The organism is Caulobacter segnis, from assembly GCF_019931575.1.
Taxonomy (GTDB): domain Bacteria; phylum Pseudomonadota; class Alphaproteobacteria; order Caulobacterales; family Caulobacteraceae; genus Caulobacter; species Caulobacter segnis_C.
Genome location: NZ_CP082923.1, coordinates 1,491,489 through 1,516,819, shown reverse-complemented (window position 1 = coordinate 1,516,819; position 25,331 = coordinate 1,491,489). Strand labels below are relative to the sequence as shown.

The 25,331-nt window shown below is 68.0% G+C and carries 17 protein-coding genes and 2 pseudogenes; 4 read left to right on the top strand and 15 right to left on the bottom strand.

What is annotated here, in order from left to right; genetic code table 11:
• Positions 1-10 precede the first annotated feature (10 nt).
• The 9 genes from K8940_RS06955 to K8940_RS06915 form a co-directional block, all read right to left on the bottom strand.
• Entirely contained in the window at positions 11-1,474 is a 1,464-nt protein-coding gene (locus K8940_RS06955) for a GH1 family beta-glucosidase (protein WP_223394098.1), read from the bottom strand.
• Positions 1,475-1,538: 64 nt separating this feature from the next.
• Entirely contained in the window at positions 1,539-3,710 is a 2,172-nt protein-coding gene (locus K8940_RS06950; protein ID WP_223394096.1) for a putative bifunctional diguanylate cyclase/phosphodiesterase, read from the bottom strand.
• A gap of 107 nt (positions 3,711-3,817) precedes the next feature.
• Positions 3,818-6,490: a methionine synthase gene (gene metH, locus K8940_RS06945; protein ID WP_223394094.1), complete on the bottom strand. Its 2,673-nt coding sequence runs from the start codon at positions 6,488-6,490 to the stop codon at positions 3,818-3,820.
• Between the two features lie 6 nt (positions 6,491-6,496).
• Positions 6,497-7,573 (bottom strand): homocysteine S-methyltransferase family protein, encoded by a 1,077-nt coding sequence (locus tag K8940_RS06940; RefSeq protein WP_223394092.1) that lies wholly within the window; start codon positions 7,571-7,573, stop codon positions 6,497-6,499.
• Positions 7,573-8,445, bottom strand: a complete 873-nt coding sequence (gene blaCAU / locus K8940_RS06935; protein WP_223394090.1) for a CAU/MBL1b family subclass B3 metallo-beta-lactamase — start codon at positions 8,443-8,445, stop codon at positions 7,573-7,575. Before blaCAU ends, K8940_RS06940 begins: the two co-directional genes overlap by 1 nt.
• Positions 8,442-9,386: a methylenetetrahydrofolate reductase [NAD(P)H] gene (metF, locus tag K8940_RS06930; protein WP_223394087.1), complete on the bottom strand. Its 945-nt coding sequence runs from the start codon at positions 9,384-9,386 to the stop codon at positions 8,442-8,444. The genes blaCAU and metF overlap by 4 nt, the downstream gene beginning before the upstream one ends.
• Positions 9,383-10,360 carry an ArsR/SmtB family transcription factor gene (locus K8940_RS06925; protein WP_223394085.1) on the bottom strand — a complete coding sequence of 326 codons (978 nt, stop codon included), beginning with the start codon at positions 10,358-10,360 and terminating at the stop codon, positions 9,383-9,385. The genes metF and K8940_RS06925 overlap by 4 nt, the downstream gene beginning before the upstream one ends.
• Positions 10,361-10,403: 43 nt before the next feature.
• Positions 10,404-10,778, bottom strand: a complete 375-nt coding sequence (locus tag K8940_RS06920) for a VOC family protein (RefSeq protein WP_223394083.1) — start codon at positions 10,776-10,778, stop codon at positions 10,404-10,406.
• Between the two features lie 2 nt (positions 10,779-10,780).
• Complete coding sequence (locus K8940_RS06915) at positions 10,781-11,050, bottom strand: winged helix-turn-helix transcriptional regulator (RefSeq protein WP_223394081.1); 270 nt, start codon at positions 11,048-11,050, stop codon at positions 10,781-10,783.
• A gap of 115 nt (positions 11,051-11,165) precedes the next feature.
• Between K8940_RS06915 and K8940_RS06910 the strand changes: the two are divergent.
• Together K8940_RS06910 and K8940_RS06905 are read left to right on the top strand one after the other, a co-directional pair.
• Positions 11,166-11,453: pseudogene (locus tag K8940_RS06910) on the top strand (carboxymuconolactone decarboxylase family protein); the annotation flags it as partial.
• 13 nt (positions 11,454-11,466) lie between these two features.
• A pseudogene (locus tag K8940_RS06905) lies at positions 11,467-11,708 on the top strand (hypothetical protein); the annotation flags it as partial.
• Here the strand turns inward: K8940_RS06905 and K8940_RS06900 are convergent.
• A complete protein-coding gene (locus tag K8940_RS06900) occupies positions 11,705-12,667 on the bottom strand; it encodes a 2-hydroxyacid dehydrogenase (RefSeq protein ID WP_223394079.1) in 963 nt (320 codons plus the stop codon). The pseudogene K8940_RS06905 and the gene K8940_RS06900 sit on opposite strands and share 4 nt — an antisense overlap.
• Before the next feature lie 290 nt (positions 12,668-12,957).
• Here K8940_RS06900 and K8940_RS06895 point away from each other — a divergent pair, with 290 nt between their 5' ends.
• Positions 12,958-13,374, top strand: a complete 417-nt coding sequence (locus tag K8940_RS06895) for a hypothetical protein (protein WP_223394077.1) — start codon at positions 12,958-12,960, stop codon at positions 13,372-13,374.
• A 40-nt stretch (positions 13,375-13,414) separates the two neighbouring features.
• Here the strand turns inward: K8940_RS06895 and K8940_RS06890 are convergent, their stop codons facing one another.
• Together K8940_RS06890 and ettA are read right to left on the bottom strand one after the other, a co-directional pair.
• Positions 13,415-17,368 (bottom strand): hypothetical protein, encoded by a 3,954-nt coding sequence (locus tag K8940_RS06890; RefSeq protein ID WP_223394075.1) that lies wholly within the window; start codon positions 17,366-17,368, stop codon positions 13,415-13,417.
• 183 nt (positions 17,369-17,551) lie between these two features.
• Entirely contained in the window at positions 17,552-19,219 is a 1,668-nt protein-coding gene (gene ettA / locus K8940_RS06885) for an energy-dependent translational throttle protein EttA (RefSeq protein ID WP_223394073.1), read from the bottom strand.
• A gap of 227 nt (positions 19,220-19,446) precedes the next feature.
• Between ettA and K8940_RS06880 the strand changes: the two genes are divergently transcribed.
• On the top strand, positions 19,447-21,753 hold the full coding sequence (locus K8940_RS06880) for a TonB-dependent receptor (protein WP_223394071.1): 2,307 nt from the start codon (positions 19,447-19,449) through the stop codon (positions 21,751-21,753).
• Positions 21,754-21,832: 79 nt separating this feature from the next.
• Here the strand turns inward: K8940_RS06880 and K8940_RS06875 are convergent, their stop codons facing one another.
• Genes K8940_RS06875 through K8940_RS06865 form a run of 3 tightly spaced genes read right to left on the bottom strand, consistent with a single transcriptional unit; the run spans position 21,833 to position 25,311 of the window.
• Positions 21,833-21,979 carry a hypothetical protein gene (locus K8940_RS06875; RefSeq protein ID WP_223394069.1) on the bottom strand — a complete coding sequence of 49 codons (147 nt, stop codon included), beginning with the start codon at positions 21,977-21,979 and terminating at the stop codon, positions 21,833-21,835.
• Between the two features lie 57 nt (positions 21,980-22,036).
• Complete coding sequence (locus K8940_RS06870; RefSeq protein ID WP_223394067.1) at positions 22,037-23,155, bottom strand: PepSY-associated TM helix domain-containing protein; 1,119 nt, start codon at positions 23,153-23,155, stop codon at positions 22,037-22,039.
• Positions 23,155-25,311, bottom strand: coding sequence for a TonB-dependent receptor (locus tag K8940_RS06865; protein ID WP_223394065.1), 2,157 nt, complete (start codon positions 25,309-25,311; stop codon positions 23,155-23,157). Before K8940_RS06865 ends, K8940_RS06870 begins: the two co-directional genes overlap by 1 nt.
• Positions 25,312-25,331: the final 20 nt, after the last annotated feature.

The window sequence follows — 25,331 nt, the reverse complement described above, 5'->3', positions numbered from 1 at the left end:
TCCTCCCCCGCTAGGGGGAGGATGGCAGCGCTCCGCTCGCCGCCAGCGCCTTGAACCATTGGTACGACGCCTTGGGCGTGCGCGCGCCGGTCGTCCGGTCCATCGCCACCAGGCCGAACTTGGATGTGTAGCCCAGGTCCCATTCGAAATTGTCGATCAGGGTCCATTCGAAATAGCCGCGCACGTCGCAGCCGGCCTCGCGGGCGGCCAACACCGCCTCCAGGTGGCGGCGCAGATAGGTGATGCGGAACTGGTCGTTCAGGATCGCGGGGCCGGTCCCGAACGGGTCCGAGCAGCCGTTCTCGGTCACCAGCGTCTTGGGCGCGCCATACTCGCGGCGGACGCGGTCCAGCATCTCGTAGAGGCCCGACGGGTCGATGTGTCGGCCGAAGGCGTCCAGTTCCGCGCCCTTGGGCGGGGCGGCCATGGCGATCTTGCCGGGCGCAGCCAGGTCCAGCCGGACATAGACCGGCGCGTAGTAGTTCACCCCCAGGAAATCGACCGGCTGGCGGATGGTCTCCAGGTCGCCGTCCTGGACGACGCCGCCCTTCAGGAAGTCGTCCATCGCCTTCGGGTAGGTCCCCTTCAGCAGCGGATCCAGCCAGGCCTTGTTCCAGAGGGCGTCAAGGCCGTCCGAGGCCAGGCGGTTCCAGACCGCCCAGGGCCCGCCCGCCGGCCGGCAGGGCTGCAGCGCCAGGGTGGTGCCGATGTTCAGGTCCCCTCGCCCCGCCCGCAGCGCCTGAATCGCCAACCCCTGGCCCAGGTTCATGTGGTGGACGACCTTGCCCAGCAGGTTGACGTTCTTCAGCCCCGGGGCCTGCTCGCCCAGCACGTGGCCGACGACGGCGTGGACGGCAGCCTCGTTCAGGATGATATAGTTCTTCAACCGGTCGCCCAGCCGATCGACCACCGCATGAGCGTAGTCGGCCAGACGCAGAGCGGTGTCGCGGTTCGCCCAGCCGCCCTTCTCCTGCAGAGCCTGGGGCAGGTCCCAGTGGAACAGGGTGGCGTACGGCGCGATCCCCTTGGCCAGCAGCGCGTCGACCAGCCGCGAATAGTGGTCCAGGCCCGCCGGGTTCACCGCGCCCTCGCCGTTGGGCAGGATCCGCGACCAGCTGATCGAGAAGCGGTAGGCGTCCAGCCCCGCCCCGGCGATCAGGTCGACGTCATCCTGGAAGCGGCGGTAGCTGTCGGTCGCGACGCTCGCGTCCGAGCCGTCCTTGACGTGACCTGGGACCTTCTCGAACACGTCCCAGACGCTGGGCCCGCGCCCGTCGGCATCCTGCGCACCCTCGGTCTGGAAGGCGGCGCTGGCCACGCCCCAGATGAAGTCCTTGGGAAACTGGCGGCTCCTGGGCGTCAGGTCGGTCTCGCCCGGACCCTCGCATCCCGAAAGCCCCATGCCCGCGCCGCCCAAGGCCCCGCCGAGCACGAGCGCGCCCAGGGTCCGGCGGCTGACGCCTGACCGTTCCATCGTCCCCTCCCGTTTATCGTTGGGAGGGAGGATGCTGTGGGGTTTTGAGTTTGGCTAGCGAAAGCTAGCGCGCCATCTCGCGCGCGCCGGCGATGACGTCGCCGATGGCGTCGGCCGGCATCGGGCGGCCCAGCAGGAAGCCCTGGAACTCGGCGCAGCCCAGCTTGATCAGGGCGTCGAATTGACCCTGGGTCTCGACCCCCTCGGCCGTGGCCTTCAGGCCCAGCGACTTGGCCAGGCTGATAATGGCGCTGGCGACCGCCAGACTCTCGCTGTTGCCCGGCAGGCTGGAGACGAACGAGCGGTCGATCTTCAGCTTGTCGATCGGGTGGCGGCGCAGATAGGCGAGGCTGGCGTAACCGGTGCCGAAGTCGTCCAGGGCCAGGCGGAAGCCCAGGCGCTTGAGGCGGCGCAGCGCCTCGTGGACGCCGTCGCTGTCCTTGAGCAGCGCCGTCTCAGTGATCTCCAGCATGAAGACGTCGGCGCGGGCCCCGGTCTCGGCCAGCACGGCGACCATGTCGTCGACAAAGCCCGGATCCGACAGCTGCAGCGCCGAGATGTTGACCGACACCTCCAGCCTCGACCAGCGCAGGCTGTCGTAGCAGGCGCGGCGGAACACGGCCGAGCCGACCGCGCCGATCAGGCCGCAGGACTCGGCCAGCGGGATGAAGATGGCCGGCGCGATCTCACCCCGCTCGGAATGGGTCCAGCGGGCCAGGGCCTCGACGCCGATGATCTGTCCCCTGGCGTCGGTCAGCGGCTGGTAGGCCACCTTCAGGGCGTCGTTGTCGAGCGCCGCGCGCAGGTCGCGCTCCAGGCCCTTCCGCAAGCGCAGGGCCGCGTCCATCTCGGGCTCGAAGAAGCAGTAGCGACCACGGCCGCCTTCCTTGGCGCGGTACAGGGCGACGTCGGCCTGGCGCAGCAGCTCGGCCTGACCCTGCTCGGCGTCAGAGACCACCGCCACGCCCACCGAGCACGACAGCTCGGCGCGGCCGATGGAGAGGTCGACCTCTCCCGACAGGCCCTCGACCACGCGCTGGGCCAGGGCGGCGGCTCCGGCCGGGGTGGTGTCGGGCTGGATGATGGCGAACTCGTCGCCGCCCAGGCGGCAGATGGTGTCGGTGTCGCGGCAGATGGTCTTCAGTCGGCGGGCGACCTCGCGGATCAGCTGGTCGCCGGCGTCGTGGCCGTAGCTGTCGTTGACCTCCTTGAACCGGTCGAGGTCGATGCACAGCACGCCCAGAAGGCCCGGCTTGCGACGCAGCAGGGCGTGGGCGTGGACCAGGCGGTCGGTGAACAGGGTGCGGTTGGCCAGGCCGGTCAGCGGGTCGTGCAGCGACAGGTGCTTGGCCTCGGCCTCGCTCAGCAGCAGCTTCTTGACGGCGCGGCGGGTGGTCCGGAACAGCAGGACCGAGCCGACCACCGCGGCCAGCAGGGCCACGCCCAGGATCGGCGAGGCCGATCGCAGCAGTTCCTCGCCCGGCTTGCGGGGCGTCCAGCGCATCACGATGCGGCGGCCGTCGGCGGTCTTGCCGATCACGCGCTGGGCGGCGGACGTCTCCAGCTGCGCGGCCTTGATCACCTGGATGCGGGCGTCGTGCAGCAGGAAGCGGTCCGAGAACGCCTTCACCACGCTGTTGGCGACCGGCACGCCGGTGACCAGCAGCGGCGCCCGGGGTCCGCGCGTCTTGGCCTTCAGGTCCGGCCGGACCAGCGACACGGTGATCAACATCGGGTCGTCGCCGATCAGGGTGACGCGGCTGCGATGCACGGCGCGCAGCTCGGCCACCCTTTTCGGATCGGCCTCGATCTCGCGGACCTTCTCGATCAGCCGCACGGCCCGGCCGCCATAGCGGGCGAAGGCGGTCGGCGAGACGTCCTTGCCGGACACGTGGCCGTAGATGGGCTGGTTGTCGGCGTCGAGCACGAACACCACCTCGTTGCCGAGGGCGCCGCCGACCGACTGGCCGATGTTCTGGCTGGCCCAGGCCGGGTCGTACCGGTTGTCCAGCTTGATGACCGCCTCGTCCCAGATGATGTAGGGATTGAGCGCGACCTGGATTTCCTTGGCGCGCTGGCGCAGGCCGTTGCCGACCAGGGTCTGTTCGTATTCGCGCTCACGCAGGTCTGCGTGACGGGCCGCGACGGCCAGGGCGAAACCCGCGAGCAGGATCATGCCCGCCGCCATGCCGGCGATCAGGCCAAAGATCTTCAGCTCGATGTTCCTACGGTCCATCCCACTCCCCTGAGATGGCGCATCCTTCCCCCGAACGGGTTGCGGAAATCCTTATTCCGTAAGCTCTACCGCACGCCGCTACGCGATTTGGGTATTGGCGCTCCGCCTCAGGCGGCCGCGTCGCGCGCCCTCGCCGCCGGATCGTAGTTGAGGATCGGCGACAGCCAGCGTTCGGCCGTGGCCAGGTCCCAGCCCTTGCGGCGGGCGTAGTCCTCGACCTGGTCGGCGTCGATCTTGCCGACCCCGAAATAGTGGGCGCGCGGATGGCTGAAATAGAGGCCCGAGACCGCCGCGCCGGGGGTCATGGCGTAGCTCTCGGTCAGCTTCAGGCCGGTGGCCGCCTCGGCGTCCAGCAGCTTGAACAGCGTGCCCTTCTCGGTGTGGTCGGGCTGGGCCGGATAGCCGGGCGCGGGGCGGATGCCCTGGTACTTCTCGGCGATCATGACCTCGGTGTCGGCCGCCTCGTCGGGGGCGTAGCCCCACAGCTCGACACGGGCCTTGTAGTGCAGCCACTCGGCGAAGGCCTCGGCCAGGCGGTCGGCCAGGGCCGAAGCCATGATGGCGCTGTAGTCGTCGCCGGCGTCCTTGAATGTCTTGACGATTTCGTCCTCGCCATGGCCTGCGGTGACAGCGAAGCCGCCGACATAATCCGCTCCCTCGCCGACCGGCGCGACGAAGTCCGAGAGCGCGACATTGGTCTTGCCCGCCCCCTTGTCCATCTGCTGGCGCAGGGTGTGGAAGCGCGAATATTCGGCCGTGCGGCTCTCGTCGGTGTAGAGCACGATGTCGTCGCCCTGGGCCTGGGCCGGCCAGAAGCCGATCACGCCCTTGGCTCCGAACCACGTCTCGGCGATGACCTTGTCCAGCATGGCGCGGGCGTCGCGATAGAGGTCGGTGGCGGCCTGGCCGACGACGTCGTCCTCCAGGATCTGCGGATAGCGGCCGACCAGCTCCCAGCTGGCGAAGAACGGCGACCAGTCGATGAACGGCTCCAGCTCTGCCAGGCTCGGTTCGAACACGCGCGTGCCGATGAAGGACGGCTTGGGCGGGACATAGCCGCTCCAGTCGATGTCGTAGGCGCGCTGGCGGGCCTCGCCGATCGAGGTCCGGGCCTTGGTCGTCTGGCCGCGCGCGTACTGCTCGCGGACCTTAACGTATTCGGCGCGGGTCTCGGCGATGATCCGGTCGCGCTCGCCTTCCGACAGCAGGCCCGAGACCACGCCGACGGCGCGGCTGGCGTCGACGACATAGGTGGTCGGGCCCCGGCGGTAGGCCGGCTCGATCTTCACCGCCGTGTGGGTGCGGCTGGTGGTGGCGCCGCCGATCAGCAGCGGGATGTCGAAGCCCTGGCGCTCCATCTCGGCGGCTACGAAAACCATCTCGTCCAGCGAGGGGGTGATCAGGCCCGACAGGCCGATCATGTCGACCTGGTGCTTCTTGGCCTCGTCGAGAATGCGGTCGGCCGGAACCATGACGCCCAGGTCGATGACCTCGTAATTGTTACACTGCAGCACGACGCCGACGATGTTCTTGCCGATGTCGTGAACGTCGCCCTTGACGGTAGCCATCAGCACCTTGCCAGCGGCCTTGCGCTCCTGGCCTTCCTTCTCGGCCTCCATGAACGGCATCAGCCAGGCCACGGCCTGCTTCATGACGCGGGCGGACTTGACCACCTGGGGCAGGAACATCTTGCCCGCGCCGAACAGGTCGCCGACGACGTTCATGCCGTCCATCAGCGGGCCTTCGATCACGTGCAGCGGCCGCTCGGCGGCCAGACGCGCCTCCTCGGTGTCGGCCTCGATGAACTCGGTGACGCCGTTGACGAGGGCGTGGGTGATGCGCTCGCCCACCGTGCCCTCGCGCCAGGCCAGGTTGACCTGCTGGGCCGCGCCCTTCTCGCCCTTGTAGCGCGGGGCCATGTCGACCAGGCGCTCGGTGTTGGTCTGGACCGGATCGCGCTGCGGACGGTTGAGGATCACGTCCTCGACGGCCTCGCGCAGGACGGGGTCGATGTCGTCATAGACCGGCAGGTCGCCGGCGTTGACGATGCCCATGTCCATGCCAGCGTTGATGGCGTGGTACAGGAACACCGAGTGGATCGCCCGGCGCACCGGTTCGTTGCCGCGGAAGCTGAACGAGACGTTCGACACCCCGCCCGACACCCGCGCGTAGGGCAGCATCTGCTTGATGCGCCGCGTGGCCTCGATGAAGTCGACGGCGTAGTTGTCGTGCTCCTCGATCCCCGTCGCCACGGCGAAGATGTTGGGGTCGAAGATGATGTCCTCGGGCGGGAAGCCGACCTTGCCGACCAGGATGTTGTAGGCCCGCTCGCAGATCTCGACCTTGCGGGCCTCGGTGTCGGCCTGGCCGACCTCGTCGAAGGCCATGACCACCACCGCCGCGCCGTAGCGCAGGCACAGCTTGGCCTGTTCGAGGAACTTCTCCTCGCCTTCCTTCATCGAGATCGAATTGACGATCGCCTTGCCCTGAACGCACTTCAGGCCCGCCTCGATCACCTCCCACTTGGAGCTGTCGATCATCACCGGCACGCGGGCGATGTCCGGCTCGGCGGCCATCAGGTTCAGGAAGGTGACCATGGCCTGCTGGCTGTCCAGCAGGCCCTCGTCCATGTTGACGTCGATGACCTGGGCGCCGGCCTCGACCTGCTGGCGCGCGACCGACAGCGCCTCGGGATAGTTCCCCTCGACGATCAGCTTCTTGAACTTGGCCGAGCCGGTGACGTTGGTGCGCTCACCGATGTTGACGAAGACGGGTCTCATAATCGCTTAGGCCAATTCGAACGGTTCGAGGCCCGCCAGGCGCATGGCCTTGGGACGCTCGGGGATCTGACGAGGGGACACGCCGCGGACTTCGTCCGCCACGTGGCGGATGTGGTCCGGCGTGGTGCCGCAGCAGCCGCCCAGGATGTTGACCAGGCCGTCCTTGGCCCATTCGTGCAGGGCGTGGCCGGTCTCGTGCGGCTGCTCGTCGTACTGGCCCATGGCGTTGGGCAGGCCGGCGTTGGGGTAGGCCGCGACCAGGGTGTCGGCGATACGGGCCATCTCGGCGATGTGCGGGCGCATCAAATCAGCGCCCAGGGCGCAGTTGAAGCCCACCGCGAACGGCTTGGCGTGCTTGACGCTGTTCCAGAACGCCTCGGCCGTCTGGCCCGACAGGGTGCGGCCCGAGCGGTCGGTGATGGTGCCGCTGATCCAGATCGGCAGGTCCTCGTGGCCCTCGTCGCGCCAGTCGAGAATGGCCTTGATGGCCGCCTTGCAGTTCAGGGTGTCGGTGATGGTCTCGATCAGGAAGAGGTCGACCCCACCCTGATAGAGCGCGTCCACCTGCTGGCGATAGGCCGCGTAGACCTGGTCGAAGGTCACCTTGCGCGCGCCCGGATCATTCACGTCCGACGACATCGACAGCATGACGTTCAGCGGCCCGATCGAGCCGGCGATGAACTTGGGCGAGGCCGGGTTCTCGGCGTTCCAGCGATCGGCGACCGAGCGGCCGATGCGCGCGCCCTCGTAGTTGATGTCCCAGACGTCCTGCTCGCCCAGGTGATAGTCGGCCTGGGCGATGGTGGTGCCCGAGAAGGTGTTGGTCTCGGAGATGTCGGCGCCGGCCGAGAAATAGGCGTCATGAAGTTCGGCCACCAGATCCGGCCGGGTCAGGCACAGGATGTCATTGTTGCCCTTCATCTGGCCGTTGTAGGCGGCGAAGCGCTCGGCCCGGTAGTCGGCCTCCGACAGGCCCTTCTTCTGGAACATCACGCCCCAGGAGCCGTCCAGGATCAGGATCTTCTGCTTGGCGGCGGCCTTGAGGGCGGCCACGCGTTTGGCCCGAATGGAGAGGTCGGTCATCACTTGGCTCCCGGGTTCGCGGCCTGCTGGCGCGCGAGCTCCTGGTTGAACTTGGCTTCCTGCGCATCGACGAAACGCGCCAGTTCGGTCGGATCGACGAAGGCGTTGGGATCGCCGCGCAGCAGCTTCTGGCGCTTGGCCAAGAGGTCGCCCTGCTCCTCGTGGCTGGGCAGCATCACGTCGGTCGGCAAGGCCCGCAGCATGGCGAAGCTCTGGCGATAGTCGGCGACGATGTTGCGATGTTCCTTGTTGCCGACCAGCTGGTTGCCGGCCACTGACAGCGAGCAGCTGAAGGTGACGTTCAGCGGCCGGCCCTTCTCGGTCACCTGGGTGGTCCAGCTGGTGCAGCCGATCGAGTGGCCGGGGGTCAGGTGAGCGATCAGGGTGGTCTCGCCGACCTTCAGCTTCTGGCCGTCGCCGAACGCCTTGTCGACCTTGACCGCCGGGAACGGGGTCGGGCCGTTGCTGTTACCGCCGATGTGATGGCCCGCCTCCAGGGCCGGCTCGTCGCCGCGCGAGGCCCAGACCTTGGCGGTCGGGATGTCGGCCTTCAGCTGGGCCAGGCCGCCGGCGTGGTCGTAGTGGGCGTGGGTGTTGATCAGCACCTTCACGTCCGCCAGCTGGAAGCCCAGCGACTGGATGTTGCGCTCGATCAGCTTGCCGCCCTGCGCCGACGGGCCGCCGTCCAGGACGATATGGCCTTCCGACGAGGTGATCAGCCAGGCCGACAGGCCCTCGGAGCCGACATAGTAGATGTTGCCGACCACGCGATACGGCTTGATCGGCTTAACCCAGTTGCTGTTGTCGTCGGCCAGGACCGGCGACGCGACGGCCGTCAGCGCGAACGCCAGGGAGATCAGAACGCGCTTCATGCGGCGGCCTCCGCCGGGGCCGGCGAGGTCTCGCGCACGCCCAGCACGCGGCAGATGGCATAGACGAGGTCGGCCCGGTTCAGGGTGTAGAAGTGGAAGTCCTCGAAGCCCTGCTCCTGCAGCTTGGCGCACATCTCGGCGGCGACCGAGCAGGCGATCAGGCGGCGGGTCTCGGCGTCGTCGTCCAGGCCCTCGAACAGGTTGGCCAGCCACGACGGGATCGCCGTGCCGCAGGCGGCCGACATCTTCTTCAGGCCGTTGAAATTGGTCACCGGCATGATCCCCGGCACGATCGGGATGGTGATCCCGGCGGCGCGGACCTTGTCGACGTAGCGCAGGAAGGCGTCCAGATCGAAGAAGAACTGGCTGATGCCCAGGGTCGCGCCGGCGTCGACCTTCTGCTTGAGCACATCGATGTCGTGCTCCAGCGAGGGGCTTTCCGGGTGCTTCTCGGGATAGACCCCGACCAGCACCTCGAACGGCGCCACGCCGCGGATGGCCTTGGTCAGCTCGGTGGCGTTGGCGTAGCCGTCGGCGCGCGGCACATAGACCCCGCCGATGCCGCCCTCGCCAGGCGGCGGATCGCCGCGCAGCGAGACGATGTGGCGAACGCCCGTCTCCCAGTACTCGCGGATCACCTCGTCGACCTCCTCGCGGCTGGCGCCGACGCAGGTCAGGTGGGCGGCGGGCTTGAGGCGGGTCTCGTCCAGGATGCGCTTGACCGTGCGGTGCGTGCGCTCCCGCGTCGAGCCGCCGGCGCCGTAGGTCACCGAGACGAACGCTGGATCCAGCGGGGCCAGGCGGGTGATCGCCTGCCACAGGCTCTCTTCCATGGCCGGCGTCTTGGGCGGGAAGAACTCGAACGACACGCGCGGACGATAGGTGCGCTCGCCGGCGCGGGCGACGGGACCGATCACGCGGCGGGTGGGCGGAAGGGTCATGCGGCGTTCCTTTCGGCGGCGGCCCTACCGGGGCGGCGCGCGGTCCAGATCTTGACGGTCAGGCCCTCGTCGGTGGCCGGCGGCAGGGCGATGTTGCTCTCCAGCTGTAGTCCGGCGGCCTGCAGCCAGGTGACGATCTCGACGTCGTCGAAGCCCAGGCGCCGATGCTGATGCACCTCGCGCAGGAACTCATGATCGTGTGGCGCGAAGTCGGCGATCAGCAGCAGGCCGCCCGGCGTCACCAGCCGCGCCGCCTCGGCCACGGCGTTGGCGGGATCGGACAGGTAGTGCAGCACCTGGTGGACGGTCACCAGATCGGCGCAGCCGCCCGGCAGGCCGGTGCGGAAGATGTCGCCGTGGCGCAGCTCGCATTGCGCGAGACCGGCCTTGGCCACCTCGTCGCGGGCGATGTTCAGCATCTGCTGCGAGAGGTCCAGGCCCAGGGCGTTACTGGCGCGCCTGCCCAGCAGGGTCAGCATCCGGCCCGCGCCCGCGCCCAGGTCGACCAGTTCGTCGAACGGGCCCTCCCCGGTCGCGCGCAGGATGGCGGCCTCGACCTCGGCCTCGTCGACATAGAGCGAGCGAATCTCGTTCCAGCGCGCGGCGTTGCGGGCGAAATAGGCCTGGGCGTCCATCGAGCGCTCGGCCCGCACGGTCGCCAGCTTGTCCGCGTCGGCGCGCACGATCTCGTCGGTGTCGTCGATCAGGTCCAGGGCCTGCTCGACCAGGAACCGGCCCGAGGACTTGGCGGCCAGGCGGTAGAACACCCAGGCCCCGTCGGGAAAGCGCTCGACCAGCCCCGCCTCGGCCAGCAGCTTCAGGTGCCGCGACACACGCGGCTGGCTCTGGTCGAGGATGCGGCACAGCTCCAGCACGGACAGCTCCTCGGCCGCCAGCAGGGCCAGGAGTCGCAGGCGCGTGGACTCGCCGGCGGCGCGCAGCACCTCGACGACCTGTTCGGCGGATAGCTTCATAAGGACATAAAGATATCTTTATGTCCGATTTGGCAAGAGGATATTATGCCTCGGGGTCGCCCCTGGCGGGCTCCCAGAGCTCAATCTTGACCCCGGCGGGATCCAGAAGCCAGGCGAAACGGCCCATTCCGCCCTCGTCCTGCTGGCCCAGAGGCTCCACGCCCTCAGCGGCGGCCTTGGCCAGCACCCCGTCGATATCATCGACAATGAAATTGATCATGAACGGCGCGGACGACGGCGCGAAATACTGGGTGTCGGCGGCGAACGGCGACCAGTTGGTCGTGCTCTTCGGCTGCTTGAACATCGCCCCGCCCCAGTCGTGAACGTCGAACCCCAGCACCCGCGCGTACCAGTCGCGCACCGCCTTCGGATCCTCGGCCTTGAAGAAAATCCCGCCCAGACCCAGCACCTTGGCCATGCTCAACTTCCTAGCGCGTCAGCCCATTCCTCCGACCACCTTAGCAGAGGCCAGAGCGCCGAGATCAAGTCCGCTCCGCGCGGGCTGAGCCGGTAACCGTCCTCCGCCGCGACCACGTCGGCGGCGCGCAGTTCGGCCAGGCGCGCGTTGAGGGTCCCGGGCGGCAGCTCGGCCGCCGCCTGCAGGGCGCGGAAGGTCAGGATCCGGCCCTCGCGCAGTTCCCAGACGACCCTGAGCGCCCCGCGGCGGCCCAGCAGGTCCAGCGCCGCCATGATCGGCCGGCCGGTCTCTGAACCCCGTACGACGCGCCCAGGAAGGGGTGCTTCATTTTTTGTAGCGCTTTCACGATCTCGCATGATACAAATTTTGTAGCATGGAGGATTTCGCATGTCGCCCAGGATCGAACCCGCGCTTGAGCCCTACGCGCCCGCTGTCGCCCGCACTCTCGAACAGCTGAAGACGCCCGGCGAGCAGCCGCTGTCGCTGTTCCGAACCCTGGCCCGCGACGAGCGCCTGTTCTCCCGCTTCACCGGCGGCGGCCTGCTGGATCCCGGTCATCTGAGCCTGCGCGAGCGCGAGATCGTCATCCACCGCACCTGCGCCCTGAACGGCTGCGGCTACGAGTGGGGCGTGCACGCGGCGATCTTCGCGGGGCCCGCCGGTCTCGACGGCGAGCAGCTGGCGGCCACCATCGCGCCGGGGATCGCGCCTTGCTGGAGCCCGCGCGAGGCGCTGCTGATCGCCTTCTGCGACGCGGTCCACGCCCGCGCCGACATCGACGACGGCCTGTGGGCGCGCCTGACCGAAGCCTTCTCCGACAAAGCCCGGATCGAGCTGATGATGCTGACCGGCTTCTATCGGACCGTCAGCCTGCTGGCCAACGGCCTGCGGCTGGAGCCCGAGGCGTTCGCCGCGCCCTTCCCCGCCTAGGCCGCGACCGGCGTGGCCAGCGGTTCCCCGTGGAAGTAGCGGCGCAGGTTCTCAAGGGTGAGGCTGACCATGGCCGGGATGCTGTCCAGGGTGGCCCCGGCCGTGTGCGGCGTCAGCACCGTGTGGGGCACGCCCACCCAGCGGGCGGGCGATGTCGGCTCGTGGTCGAAGACGTCCAGGGCCGCCATGCCCAGGGTTCCCGTCTTCAGCGCCTCGATCAGGGCGTCCTCGTCGATCAGCGAGCCGCGCGCCACGTTGACGATCAGACCTTGCGGCCCGACCGCCTCGATGACGGCCTTGTTGATCATGTGCCGGTTGCTCGCGTCGGGCCGGGCGCAGACGACCAGCACGTCGCTGTCGCGGGCCAGGGCCATCAGGCTGTCGGCGCGGGGATAGTCGCTCTCCTTGGGCCGCGGCCCCCACCACGCCACCTTCATCTCGAAGGCCCGCAGGCGGGTGGCCACCGCCTCGCCGATATAACCCAGGCCGACGATCCCGACCTTGCGGCCGCGCAGGCCGTGGCGCGGGGCCATCCGCTCGGCATGGGTCCAGTGACCCGAGCGCAGGCGGTGATCGCCCTCGACGATGCCGCGCCAGGCGGCCAGGACCAGACCCACGGCGTGGTCGGCGACGTCCGAGGCGTTCAGGCCGGTGGAGTGGGTCACGGCGATGCCGTGCGCCTTGCACCAGGGCACGTCGACGCCGTCATAGCCGACGCTGACACAAGCGATCAGGCCCAGCTGGTTCATCTCCGACAGCATGTCGCGGCTGAGCGCCATCTCGCCGGCGTGGACGATGGCCCGCACCTGGCGCCCCGGCCCCTCCAGGAAGGTCATGGGGTCGGGATAGTCCCACAGCCGATGCACCTCGTAGGCGCTCTCCAACAACGGCTGCAGCGGCATGAGCATCTCGTGCGACAGCAGTACGCGCGGTTTGTCGGCGGCGGTGGTTTGCGGCATCCGTGTCCTCCATGGAGGCCGGCGCGCGGGCCGGCGGGACAATCGACTTTGCGAGACCAAGCTACTCCTCTCGGAGCGCTTATCCAGAGCTAAGCAGCGGGCCCGTCCGCCGCCAGCGGAAGGCTGATCACGCTGTGGTGACGCCCTCGCGCGGCGACATCACGCCTGCCACGAAAACCGGTCCGGCGCGCGACGGTTCCGTTCGCATGGCCAAGCTGTGAACAACCCAGGCCGTCGGGGGTTTTGCTTGCGGCGCCATAACGGCGCTTTCCAGGCCCGGAGAAACCTCCATGTTGACCAAGACGCTCGCCGCGACCGCGGCGCTCTCGATGCTGGTCGCCGGCGGCTCGGCCCTCGCCGCCCAGAAGAAGTCCCCCACCGTCGCCGGCCCCAAGGCGCCGGTGCCCTACGACCAGTTGAACGCCTATCTGAAGGCCTCGCCCAAGGCGCGGGCCAGCAAGGACTGGTGGGCCGGCTCGGCCTCGACCGGCATGACGACCGACGCCGCCGCGACCGCGCCGGCCACGGCCAGCGATCCGGCGACCAGCGCCCCGGCGCCAAGCATGTCGACCGACACCTCGGTGAACCCCGCGCCTACCGCCGCCCCGCCCAGCCTGCCGGTGACCCCGCCGACCGACGCCGCGCCGCAGCCGGGCGATCCCACCGCGCCGACCCCGCCGGCGGCGACACCGACCGAGCCGAAGTAGACGCGCACGCACCGGGACGGCCTCGCGCCGTCCCGGGCGATTAGCCGCCGAAGATGAAGTCGGCCTTGTAGTAGCCCTTGGCCGGATCGAGGATGTCGATCGCGAACGGCGCCGAGCCGTCCGCCAGGTCGGTGAGCCAGGCGTCATTGGACCGGACCATGACGCCCAGGTCGGCCTTCTGCGCCTCGGCCAGCAGCCAGCCGACCATCGCCGCCTTCGTCCCGACGCCGTTCGGGCCATCGCCGCCATAGACCGCGAAATAGTCCGCGCGCGTGTCGATCATCGCGTGGATCTTGGCGTCCGTCGGCGCGGCGCCGAAAATGGTCTTGTAGGCCTCGCGCGTGGCGTCGAAGAGGCTCAGGCCGCCGTACTTGGCCGTGAACGCCTCCTTGCCCTCGCCGATCTTGCCCAGGTTCACCGCGAAGTTGATGTAGCGGTTCTCCAGGTTGAAGCCCTGGTAGTAGGCGCTGTTGAGATTGTTGCCGTTCGGCCCGGTCGGCGAGACCAGATAGTCTACGCCGCCCTGGCTCGGAACCGTGCCGGTGAAGAACTCGTAGGACAGCGTCGCGACCGAGGTCGTGGCCCCGGCGGCCTTGATGATTTCGCCGATCGCCTGGCCGCCGGTGATCGTATTGGCCGACAACCGCGTGGTCACGTCGCCCAGAAACGTCTCGGTGGTCCTCCCTGTCGAGCGGAGGATGTTCCCGCCTGCGAACGTCGTGAGATCGATCGTCTTGTCGCTGAAGCGGATAACCTCGACGTTCCGCACCGTATCGACGCCATCGAAATCCACATTTCCGGCCTGGGCGCGCTGGTCGGAAATCTTCCAGCTGTCGCCTGTCCAGGTCATGAGGAAGTCGGTGCTGCGTCCGCGCATCACGACGAGATCGTAGCCCGCGCCGCCATCGATAATGTCGTCGCCATCCCATCCAGAGATCACATTGCCAACAGCATTACCGGTCAGGTGGTCGGCGCCAACGGAGCCAGTCAGGTTCTCGATGCTGTTGAGCGTCACCCAGGTGCCGGTGGCGACCGCCTGCCGGTCGGCGCGGCTTAGATCGATAGAGACGCCTTCCCTGAAATAGATCGCGGCGAGGGTGTCGAAACCGTCCCCGCCATCGACGACATTGTCGCCCCCTGGCTCGTAGGTGGTTTCGGAGGAGATCGAGATGAAGTCGTCACCCTCATCCCCGGAGATCTGATCGTTCCCCGAGCCGCCTGTCAGGATGTCATATCCAGCGCCTCCGCGCAGGATATCGTTGCCTGCTCCGCCATTGATATTGTCGTCGCCGCCGCGCCCTTCGATGACATCGTCACCGGCGTAACCATCCAACTGGTTGGCGCCGCCATCACCGCGCAGGGCGTCGTTGAAACGTCCTCCCGCGAGGCTCTCGATGCTGATGAAGGTATCCCGCCCCTCGCCGGTGTCTTGCGCCCCGGCAAGGGCCAGATCGACGGCGACGCCGACAGGCGCGCTACTGAAGCCGACGATGTCGACGCCGTCACCGCCGTCATAGATATCATCGCCAGCGCTGCTGTTGATCCAATCCGCGCCGCCGCCGGCCCGGAAGACGTCGTTGCCGGACGTACCGACGAGACCGTCCGGACCATCTGACCCGGCGATCACGCCGGACGACAGCAGATCGACGATCTTGTCCTCGAACCTCAGGCGCTCAATGCCCTTCAGCGTGTCGACACCCGACGAATATTCGTTGGCGCGCAGGTCCCTGACCGTCCACGAACCGTCGCTGTTCTGGCTCCAAGTATAGTTCGAGGCCGTCCCGTAGTTCTGCGAATAATCGGCGGTGTCCGTGCCGTCGCCGCCATCCAGGATGTCATCGCCCGCACCGCCGACCAGCGTGTCATCACCGTGCAGACCCGACAGCTTGTCGTTCCCGACATCCCCATAGATCTTGTCGCCGCCGCCCGATCCCTCGATCGTGTCGTCGCCGCCGTAACCGTGGATGATCATGCCAAGGAAGGTCTCCCGACCGACATAGGCGTAGTAGTCGTCCACCGGGATGACGCCGCTGCCGATCAGAAGGACGTCGTTGCTATTGGTGCCGTTGATGTCGTGGACGTTCTCGACATTGACGATCGTGCCGCCGTTGTACGTCCCTACGCCGCCGCCCCAGACCGCGCGCAGGTCCAGGTTCATGGCCGGGCCGGTGACGTCGGTGGCGAAGAAGAGCAGATCGAAGCCAGCCCCGCCGTCAATCGTGTCATTGCTGCTGGCGACCAGCGTGTCATTGCCGTCACCGCCGTACAGCTTGTCCGCGCCGGCGCCGCCGCTGAGGCTATCGTGGCCCGCACCGCCGTACAGGGTATCGTCACCGTTGCCGCCGGCCAGATTGTCATTGCCCACGCCGCCCGAGGCGTAGTCGTCACCGTCGGCCAGGTCTACGCTGAGGCCGACCAGTCCGTCGCTGATCCCGGCGCCGAAGACAACGCGGTCAGCCGAAGCGCTGCCGGTGAAGCGGGAGACGTGCTCGATCCCGCGGATCTGCATCCCGTTCACCAAGCCTGCGCCGCCCGACCACATGTTCGTAAGGTCGATGTCCAGCGCCAGGGCGGCCGCGCCGGTCCAGTCGAAGGTCAGGGTGTCGTTTCCAGCGCCGCCGTCGATCGCGCCGTCGGCGAGATCGATGATCAGCGTGTCGTCGCCCGCCCCGCCATCCAGGCTGTCTCGCCCCCCTCCTCCCGTCAGGGTGTCTTGCCCCAGGCCGCCTTTGAGCACGTCATCGCCCGCGCCGCCGGTCAGCGTATCGTTGCCGCCACCGCCCGTCAGGACATCATCGCCACCGCCACCCGCAAGCGTCACCACGCCCGTATAGGCATCGCCGACAACGACCGTGTCGTTGAGGTTTCCGCCGGTGACCGAGCCGAGGGCCTCGACCTGTGTGATCGACAGGCCGCCCTGGATGAACTGGCCAGTGGACCATAGCGCGGAAAGATCAAGGTTGAGGGCCGCCGAGCTGGCGACGAAGTGGATCGTGTCCGTCCCGGCCCCGCCGGTCACCTTGTCGGCCCCGATGCTCAGATAGAAAACGTCGTCGCCGTCCCCACCGTCCAGCGTGTCGTCGCCGACGCCGCTATAAAGAGTGTCCGCGCCGCCGCGTCCCAGGAGGGTCGATCCCCCCGTCCCCGCCTTCAGTACGTCACTGGAATTGGTCCCAATGACGCCCTCGATATTGAGGAGCGTGTCGCGTTCCCGATCGGCCGTCTGTGGCCCGGTCAAGGATAGGTCGATGTTCAGCGCGTAGTGGTCGAAGTCCGCGCTGTAATCGACCCAGTCGAAGCCGTCGCCCCCATCGATGACGTCCGCGCCCTGACCACCATCCACCAAGTCGTCCCCCGCGCCTCCGCGCAAGGTGTCGTCGCCATAGCCGCCGAAGATCTTGTTGGCGCCGGCGTCGCCGGTCAGCGTATCGGCATAGTTCGATCCCTTGAGACCTTCGACACCAATCAGAGTGTCGGTATCCGAACCGCCCGTCGCCTGCGGTCCTGTCAGCGCCAGGCTGACCGTCACGCCGCTTCTGGCGTCGCTGTACTCGGCATAGTCGAATCCCGCGCCGCCATCGAGCACATCGTCGCCCGCGCCGCCGATCAGCGTGTCGTCTCCGGCGCCTCCCGCCAGGGTGTCGTTCCCTGCATTCCCTCGCAGGACATTGGCGCCGTCATCGCCGGTCAGCCGGTCGTCGAAGGCCGATCCCCTCAGCCCCTCGATGCCGGTCAGCGTGTCGGCGCCGGCGCCTCCCGTGACCTGGGGCCCCGTGAGCGCGAGGCTGACCGTGACGCCGGAGGAAGCCGCCGCGTAGCTGGCGTAGTCGTAGCCTTCGCCACCATCCAGCAGGTCGCCGCCATCGCCGCCATCCAGGACATCCGCGCCATCACCGCCCTTGAGCGTGTCATCGCCTTCCAGGCCGAAAAGGCTGTCGGCGGCAAAGGTCCCGACCAGCGTGTCGTTGCCTGTCGTGCCAACAAGTTCCGCCACGTCGGACCCCCAATTGCTGTGGGCGCGCGCGGATCGAGCAAGAAGCGAACGCCACCTAAAATTGAATCACGATCTGCCCAGGATTGTAGTCTATCGTCAATCGCGCCAGCGGCGCAGACGCCTTAAAATGACAAAGGGCGGCTCTTGCGAGCCGCCCTCGTCGTCGATTGATGGAAGCGCCGCTTACCGCGCGAACTTCTGGAACTTGATGCGCTTGGGGATCAGGCTGTCGGCGCCCAGGCGGCGCTTCTTGTCTTCCTCGTACATCTCGAAGTTGCCCTCGAACCATTCGACGTGGCTGTCGCCCTCGAAGGCCAGGATGTGGGTCGCCAGGCGGTCCAGGAACCAGCGATCGTGGCTGATGACCACGGCGCAGCCGGCGAACTCTTCGAGCGCCTCTTCCAGGGCCTGCAGGGTCTCGATGTCCAGGTCGTTGGTCGGTTCGTCGAGCAGCAGCAGGTTGCCGCCGGTGGCCAGGGTCTTGGCCAGGTGGACGCGGTTGCGCTCACCGCCCGACAGCAGGCCGACCTTCTTCTGCTGGTCGCCGCCCTTGAAGTTGAAGCTGCCGACATAGGCTCTGGAGTTGATCTCGCGCTTGCCGACGATCATCACGTCGGTGCCGCCGCTGATCTCTTCCCAGATGGTCTTGTTCGGGTCGAGGGCGTCGCGCGACTGGTCGACGTACGAGAGTTTGACGGTCTCGCCGACCTTGACCGTGCCGGCGTCGGGCTGCTCGCGGCCGGTGATCAGCTTGAACAGGGTCGACTTGCCGGCGCCGTTCGGACCGATGACGCCGACGATGCCGTTCGGCGGCAGGCGGAACGACAGGTCCTTGAACAGGACCTTCTCGCCATATTCCTTTTCCAGGCCCGAGACTTCCAGCACCAGGTTGCCCAGGCGCGGGCCGGGCGGGATCTGGATGTGGGCCTGGGTCTGGGCGGCGCGGGCGTTCTCCTGCGCGGCGACCATTTCCTCGTAGCTGGCCAGACGGGCCTTCGACTTGGACTGACGAGCCTTGGGCGAGCTGCGGACCCATTCCAGTTCGCGGGTGAGCGCGCGCTGGCGGGCTTCCGATTCCGACTGCTCCTGGACGACGCGCTTCTGCTTCTGCTCCAGCCAGCCGGAGTAGTTGCCCTCGTAGGGGATGCCCTTGCCGCGATCCAGCTCCAGGGTCCACTTGGTGACCTGGTCCAGGAAGTAGCGGTCGTGGGTCACCAGGATGACGCAGCCCGGGAACTCTTCCAGGTGGTGCTGCAGCCAGGCCACCGACTCGGCGTCCAGGTGGTTGGTCGGTTCGTCGAGCAGCAGCATGTCGGGCTTGCTGAGCAGCAGGCGGGCCAGGGCGATGCGGCGCTTTTCACCGCCCGACAGGCTTTCGATGTTGGCGTCGTTGGGCGGGCAGCGCAGGGCGTCGATGGCCATCTCGACCTTGGAGTCGATGTCCCACAGGTCGCGGGCGTCGATGATCTCCTGGAGCTTGGTCATCTCCTCCATCAGCTCGTCGGTGTATTCCTCACCGAGCTGGGCCGCCAGGGCGTTGTACTTGTCGAAGATCTTCTTGTCTTCGCAGTCGGCGATGACGTTGCCCCAGACGTCGAGCGTCGGATCCAGCACCGGCTCCTGCGGGAGATAGCCGCGCTTGATGCCGTCGGCGGCCTTGGCCTCGCCCGAGAATTCCTTGTCCAGGCCCGCCATGACCTTCAGCAGGGTGGACTTACCCGAGCCGTTGACGCCGACCACGCCGATCTTGGCGTCGGAATAGAACGACAGCCAGATGTTCTCGAAGACCTTCTTGCCGCCGGGATAGGCCTTGGTCAGGCCCTGCATCTGGAAAATGTATTGCTGCGCCATGAGGGCTCGCGTTCTCGCTGGACGAGGGTTTCGGGGATTGGGCGCTGAAATAGCGGTCCGGGCGGCTTCGCGCAATCGCGGCGGACAGTTCCGTCGCGGCCGACCGTCATCGAGCCGTCGCGTCAGTGTCGAACAGGCGACACGGAACCGTCGCCGCCTCGTCGTCGACCGCTGTTAGCCGAGCTTCCCAGGTCGGCGACTCTCCGCGTCGGCATGGGGAAAAATCGATGAAGAACCACCTGATGCTGGGCGCCGCCGCCGGCGCGCTCCTGATTGTGACGGCCGCTCCGGCCTTCTCCGCCGAGACCGCCGCCGACGCCGCGCCGGCCGCCGCGCCCGCCGAGAACACCGACGTCGACGCCGTCATCGTCATCGGCCAGGGCCAGAGCCGCCAGATCCAGACGCTGAAGGACGACGCCATCGGCCTGGAAGCCGCCGGGACCAGCGCCCTGAAGGCGATCGACAAGCTGCCGGGCGTCACCTTCCAGTCGGCCGACGCGTTCGGCGCCTACGAGTGGTCGGCCCGCATCTCGATCCGCGGCTTCAACCAGAACCAGCTGGGCTTCACCCTGGACGGCGTGCCGCTGGGCGACATGAGCTACGGCAACCACAACGGCCTGCACATCAGCCGCGCCATCGCCTCGGAAAACATCGGCCGCGTCGACCTGGCCCAAGGCGCGGGCGCGCTCGGCACGGCCTCGACCTCGAACCTGGGCGGCACGCTGCAGTTCTTCTCGCGCGACCCGCAGTCGACGCTGGGCGGCGAGATCGACGTCACCGGCGGCTCGGACAGCATGCACCGCGTGTTCGGCCGCTTCGAGACGGGCGAGATCGAGCAACTGGGCGGCCTGCGCGGCTACGTCTCGATCGCCGACCAGAAGGCCGACAAGTGGAAGGGCGGCGGCGAGCAGAAGCAGCGCCAGTACGACGCCAAGCTGGTCATGCCGCTGGGCGATCGCGGCGAGCTGTCGGGCTTCTACCACCGCTCGGAACGCCGCGAGCAGGACTACCAGGACATGTCGTTCGAGATGATCAAGCGTCTCGGCCGCGACTGGGACAACACCCAGCCGAACTGGGCCCTGGCCGTGGCCGCCGCCCGCGCCTACCAGACCGGGACCGCCCTGCCCGCCCCGTTCAAGACGGTGGACGACGCCTACTACGCCGGCGCCGGCGTGCGTGACGACGACCTCTACGGCGCGGCGCTGAACCTGGACGTAACCGACCACATCAAGCTGGACGCCACCGCCTACCAGCACAAGAACAAGGGCCAGGGCCTGTGGTACACGCCGTACCTGGCCAGCCCCGGCTTTGGCGTGGCCGGCTCGACCGCCGCCCCGCTGTCGATCCGCACCACCGAGTACGACATCGACCGAGGCGGGATCATCGCCGGCCTGACGGTCGATGTCGGCGCCCACCGCCTGAGCGGCGGCTTCTGGCACGAGGTCAACAACTTCAACCAGGCCCGCCGCTTCTACGCCGAGACGGCCGCCGCCCCGTCGCGCGATCCGCTGGACTTCCAGGACAACCCGTTCTTCACCCAGTGGCAGTACCGCTTCGAGACCAAGACCACGACCGGCCACCTCGAAGACGAGTGGACGATCAGCGACGCCTTCAAGGTCAATTTCGGCTTCAAGTCGATCAAGGTCACCAACAACGTCAAGACCGTGGTCGGCAGCGCCCTGTCGGGTCAGATCGAGAGCAAGGACACCTTCCTGCCGCAGGCCGGCTTCGTCTGGAAGATCAGCCCCGACCTCGAGGCCTTCGGCGGCTACACCGAGAACATGGGCGCCTTCGTTTCGGCGGCGACGGCCGGTCCGTTCGGCTCGCAGAGCCAGACCGTGGTCGACTACGTCGCCAAGACCCTGAAGCCGGAAAGCTCCAAGACCTTCGAACTGGGCGCGCGCTATCGCACCCAGCGCTTCCAGGGCGTGGCCGCCGTCTATCACGTGGCCTTCGACAACCGCCTGCTGGCGGCCAACACCGCCTCGCCGATCCTGGGCCTGCCGGCCGTGCTGTCGAACGTCGGCTCGGTCGAGACCAAGGGCGTCGAACTGGCCGGCACGTTCCGCCTGACCGACGCCTGGAGCCTCTACGGCGCGTACACCTACAACGACTCCAAGTACGAGGACGACGTGCTGGACGGCACGGGCAAGGTCACGGTCCGCACCAAGGGCAAGACCGTCGTCAACACGCCCAAGAACATCTTCAAGGGCGAGCTGGCGTTCGACCAGGCCGGCTTCTTCGGCAAGCTGGGCGTGGCCTATACCGACAAGCGCTACTACACCTACGAGAACGTCGGCGGCCAGGCGCCCTCGACCACGGTGGCCGACCTGACCCTGGGCTACCGCTTCGAGGGCGAAGGCTGGGGCAAGGGCCTGGAGGTCCAGGCCAACATCACCAACCTGACCGACAAGGACTACCTGTCGACCATCGGCTCGGGCGGCTTCGTCAACAGCGACCCGACCGGCGAGGCCATGACGGTGCTGCCCGCTCCGCCGCGTCAGTTCTACCTGTCGGTGAAGAAGAAGTTCTAGGGATCCTTCGGGATCGAAACGACGAAGGCCGGGAGGGGAACCTCCCGGCCTTTTTCGTGCGCGACGGGGACGTCCGAACCTACGACTTGTCGCGGCTTATCTTCACGATGCCGAAGCAAAGGGCCAAGCCGACCAGAACGCCGATCGCCATGTTGTCGATCAGCGCGCCGAGAATGATTCCGGCGATGATCCCAATAGGTCCCCCGAGGACGGCGGTCTTGTTCATCAGGCGTCCTCGCGATTTCGGCATGGCCGGAGATGTCATGAACGGCGAAGCGGTGACTCAGGTCAAGGCCTCGCCGACCGGCTTCGCGGCGGCCTTCGCCTTCAGCTTCCTGCGCTTGGGAGTCCCGGCCGGATTACCCCAGAAGGTCACCACCGCCAGCGTGCCCAGCAGGGTGAGCGTCAGGCCCGAGATCGTCATCACCAGGCGATAGGCCAGCCCGCCGACCTTGGCCGCGTGCAGCGGATAGTCGGCGTTGGCGATCCGCGAGCCCAGCGGCAGGGCCAGGGCGTCGCGGCTGGCGACCATCGCGCCGGTCGCCGGATCGAACCAGGCCATGCTCCGGCCGTTGGGCAGCCATTCCTTCTGTTGGCGCAGGCGGATCGAGACGAGCCCGCCCGCCTTCTGCGGCAGACCGATGGTCCGCACCTCGGCGCCGGGGAAACGCGCCTGGGCCTGGCCGATCACCCCGCGCCAGTCGAGATCCTTGGCCAGCTTGCCGCCCTTGATCTTGGGCGCGGCCGAGGCCTTGTCCATCGCCGCCGGCGACGTGAACGGCGCGCGCAGGCCTAGCGAGAACCACTTCAGATTCATGGCCGCGCCGGTGGTCAGCGACAGGATCAGCAGCGGCGCGATCAGCACGCCCAGGTCGCGGTGATGGTGGACGATCGCCGCCCGCTTCATCACCCGGGGCCAGAGGCGGACATGGAACATCCGCCGCGTCGGCCACCACAGGAGGAGGCCCGTGACCACGAAGCCCAGGCCCGCCAGGCCGGCGATCCCGCCGATGATCTCGCCCGTGTCGCCGTTGAACAGGTGGTGGTGGAAGTCGAACAGCCAGGCCTCGGGCCGCGCCCAGTTCGAGGTCCAGGCTTGGACGATGTTTCCGTCCTGGTCGGCGTAGGCCGCCTGCTCCGCCGTCTTGTAGGACAGCTTGTTCAGGCCCATCCGTTCCGTCGCCAGCACGATCGAGCGCGGACGGTCCCGCTCGGCGAACACCTTGGTGGCCATCGCCGCCAGGGTCGCCGTGTCCTGCCGCTGGGCGTCGGCGGCGTGGGGCACGGTGGCGCGCAGGAAGGCGTCCTCGTGCACCAGCAGCGCGCCGGTGAAGCCCAGGAGCGCCAGCAGCAGGCCGATCAGGCCGCCGGTCCAGCGGTGCAGCAGGCGCAGGGTCTTCATCAGAAGCGGGCTTCCCAGCCGATCGTCGCGGTGCGGCCCCGGCCGGCGTAGATCTTGTCCTTGGTCGGCAGGACGGTGTCCGAATAGTAGGTCAGGTACTGCTTGTCGAAGAGGTTCTGGACGCCCAGCGACACGGCCCCGACCGGCAGGGCGTAACGCACGAAGGCGTCGACGACCGTGTAGCCCTCGAAGTCGTCCTTCACGAGCGCGTTCTGCATGTTCCGCGAGATATACTTCTGCGCCTGGACACGCAGCGCCCACTTGCCCGTCTGGTAGTCGGCGGCCAGGTTCAGGCGGTCGGGCGAGATGTTGGCGCCGTCCAGGTCGGTGTCGACCTTGCCATCGGCGTTGGTGTCGGTCTCGCCACGCAGGCGGGCGTAGCCGGTCGAGACCTCCAGGCCCGGGATCGGGGTCCTGGCCTTCACATTGACCTCCAGGCCCTCGATCGCCACGCGCTGGCGCTGGACGTCGAAGATGCCGCCGGCGTTCTTGACCAGCAGTTGGCCCAGCTTCGACGAGGACCAGAAATAGGCGACGCTGGCGTCGAACGGGCCGCGCTTCAGCTCCGCGCCCAGTTCGCGGTTGTTCGACACGATCGGCTCGACGGCCAGATAGGTGTCGACGTCGACATTGGCGACGTTGATGGCCCGCAGGATGCGGCCGACGTCCGGCACGGTGTAGCCCTCAGCGTAGCTGCCGTAAACGCGCACACCCTTGGCCGGCTCGAACACCACGCCGCCATTGGCCAGGGTCGCCTTGAAGTCGGGATTGCCACCGCCGACCTTGCGCGAGCCGTAGAAGGCCAGGGTCGTGAAGTCGTTGACCTTCAGCTCGACGTTCTCGAAACGCACGCCGCCGGCCAGGCGCAGCTTGCCGTCGAAGAGAGCATAGTTGCCCTGCACGAAGGGCGCGACGCTGTTGAACTTGGTCGGCGGCACCCAGGCGCGGCCGGTGGCGGTCAGGACCTGCGAGGTCGTGTCGGTCAGGGCGTCCAGGCCGGCGGTGGCGGTCAGGCCCTCAATCCCCGGCACAGCGCGCTCGTAGCTGGCGCGCGCGCCCAGCTTGCGCGAGCGGTTCGAGGACTGGTCGAACAGCGTGCCCGACGGGGCGATGCTGACGTCCTGGAAGGTGGCGTTCTTGTCGCCGCCGAACGTGTCGCGCGTGCGGTTGAAAAAGACCTGGGCGTTCAGCACGCCGCCGTAGAGATCGTCGTTGACCAGCGCGGCCGACAGGGTCTCGACCCGGCCCGAGGCCGGCGTGCCGGGCTGCACGCCGCGATAGGCCGTCGACGGCAGGCGGGTGGTCCGATTGCCGTCGGTCGGGGCGGCGGCCGTGCCGGTGATGGTCACGTAGTCGCCGTCACCCTTCAGCTCGAAGCGGTTGGCCACCACGTCCAGGCGCGTGCTGGGCGAGACCTGCCAGCCGAAGCGGCCGAAGATCGACAGGGTCTTGGAATCCTGGACATCGCCCTGGGTGTTGTCCATGCCGATGCGGCGGCCGTGGGCGTCGTAGAAGGCGCCGCGCGCGTCATAAGCGACGCCGACCGTGGCGTCGAAGGCCTGCTCCCGCCAGCCGACCAGGCCCGCGACCTTGCCGCCGACCGCGTCGCCCAGCTTGCCGGCCAGGGTCGACTGGACCAGCACCTTGCCCGAGACGCCGTCGTCCTTGGGCGGGCCGACCGTCACCTGGTTGACCACGCCGCCGGTGGCGCCGATGCCCTGCAGAGCGTTGGAGCCGTAGATCAGCTCGACGCGGTCGATGAAGAACGGGTCGATCGTATAGCCGTCACGCGAGCCGTCGCGGATCGGGGTCGACTGCGGAATACCGTTGATGGCGTACAGCGGCGAGCGGCCGCGCAGGGTCTCGCCCGAGCCCGACAGCTTCTGGCGCGTGGGCGAGAACGACGGCGACAGGGTCGAGATGGCGTCGACGATCGAACCGCTGACCGCCACCTGCTGCGACAGGGCCTCGTTATCGACCACGTCCACCGTCAGCGGCAGGGCGCTGGCCGGCAGGTTGGTGCGCGCGGCGGTGATCACGATCTGGTCGACGTCGGTGTCGGCCCTTCCCGATTGGGCGTGCGCGGCACCAGCGCAGGCCAGGGCCAGCAGGGAGACGGCGGCCAGGCGATGGGCGCGGAGGACTTGAGACGACATGGGCGGATCCGGACAGCGAA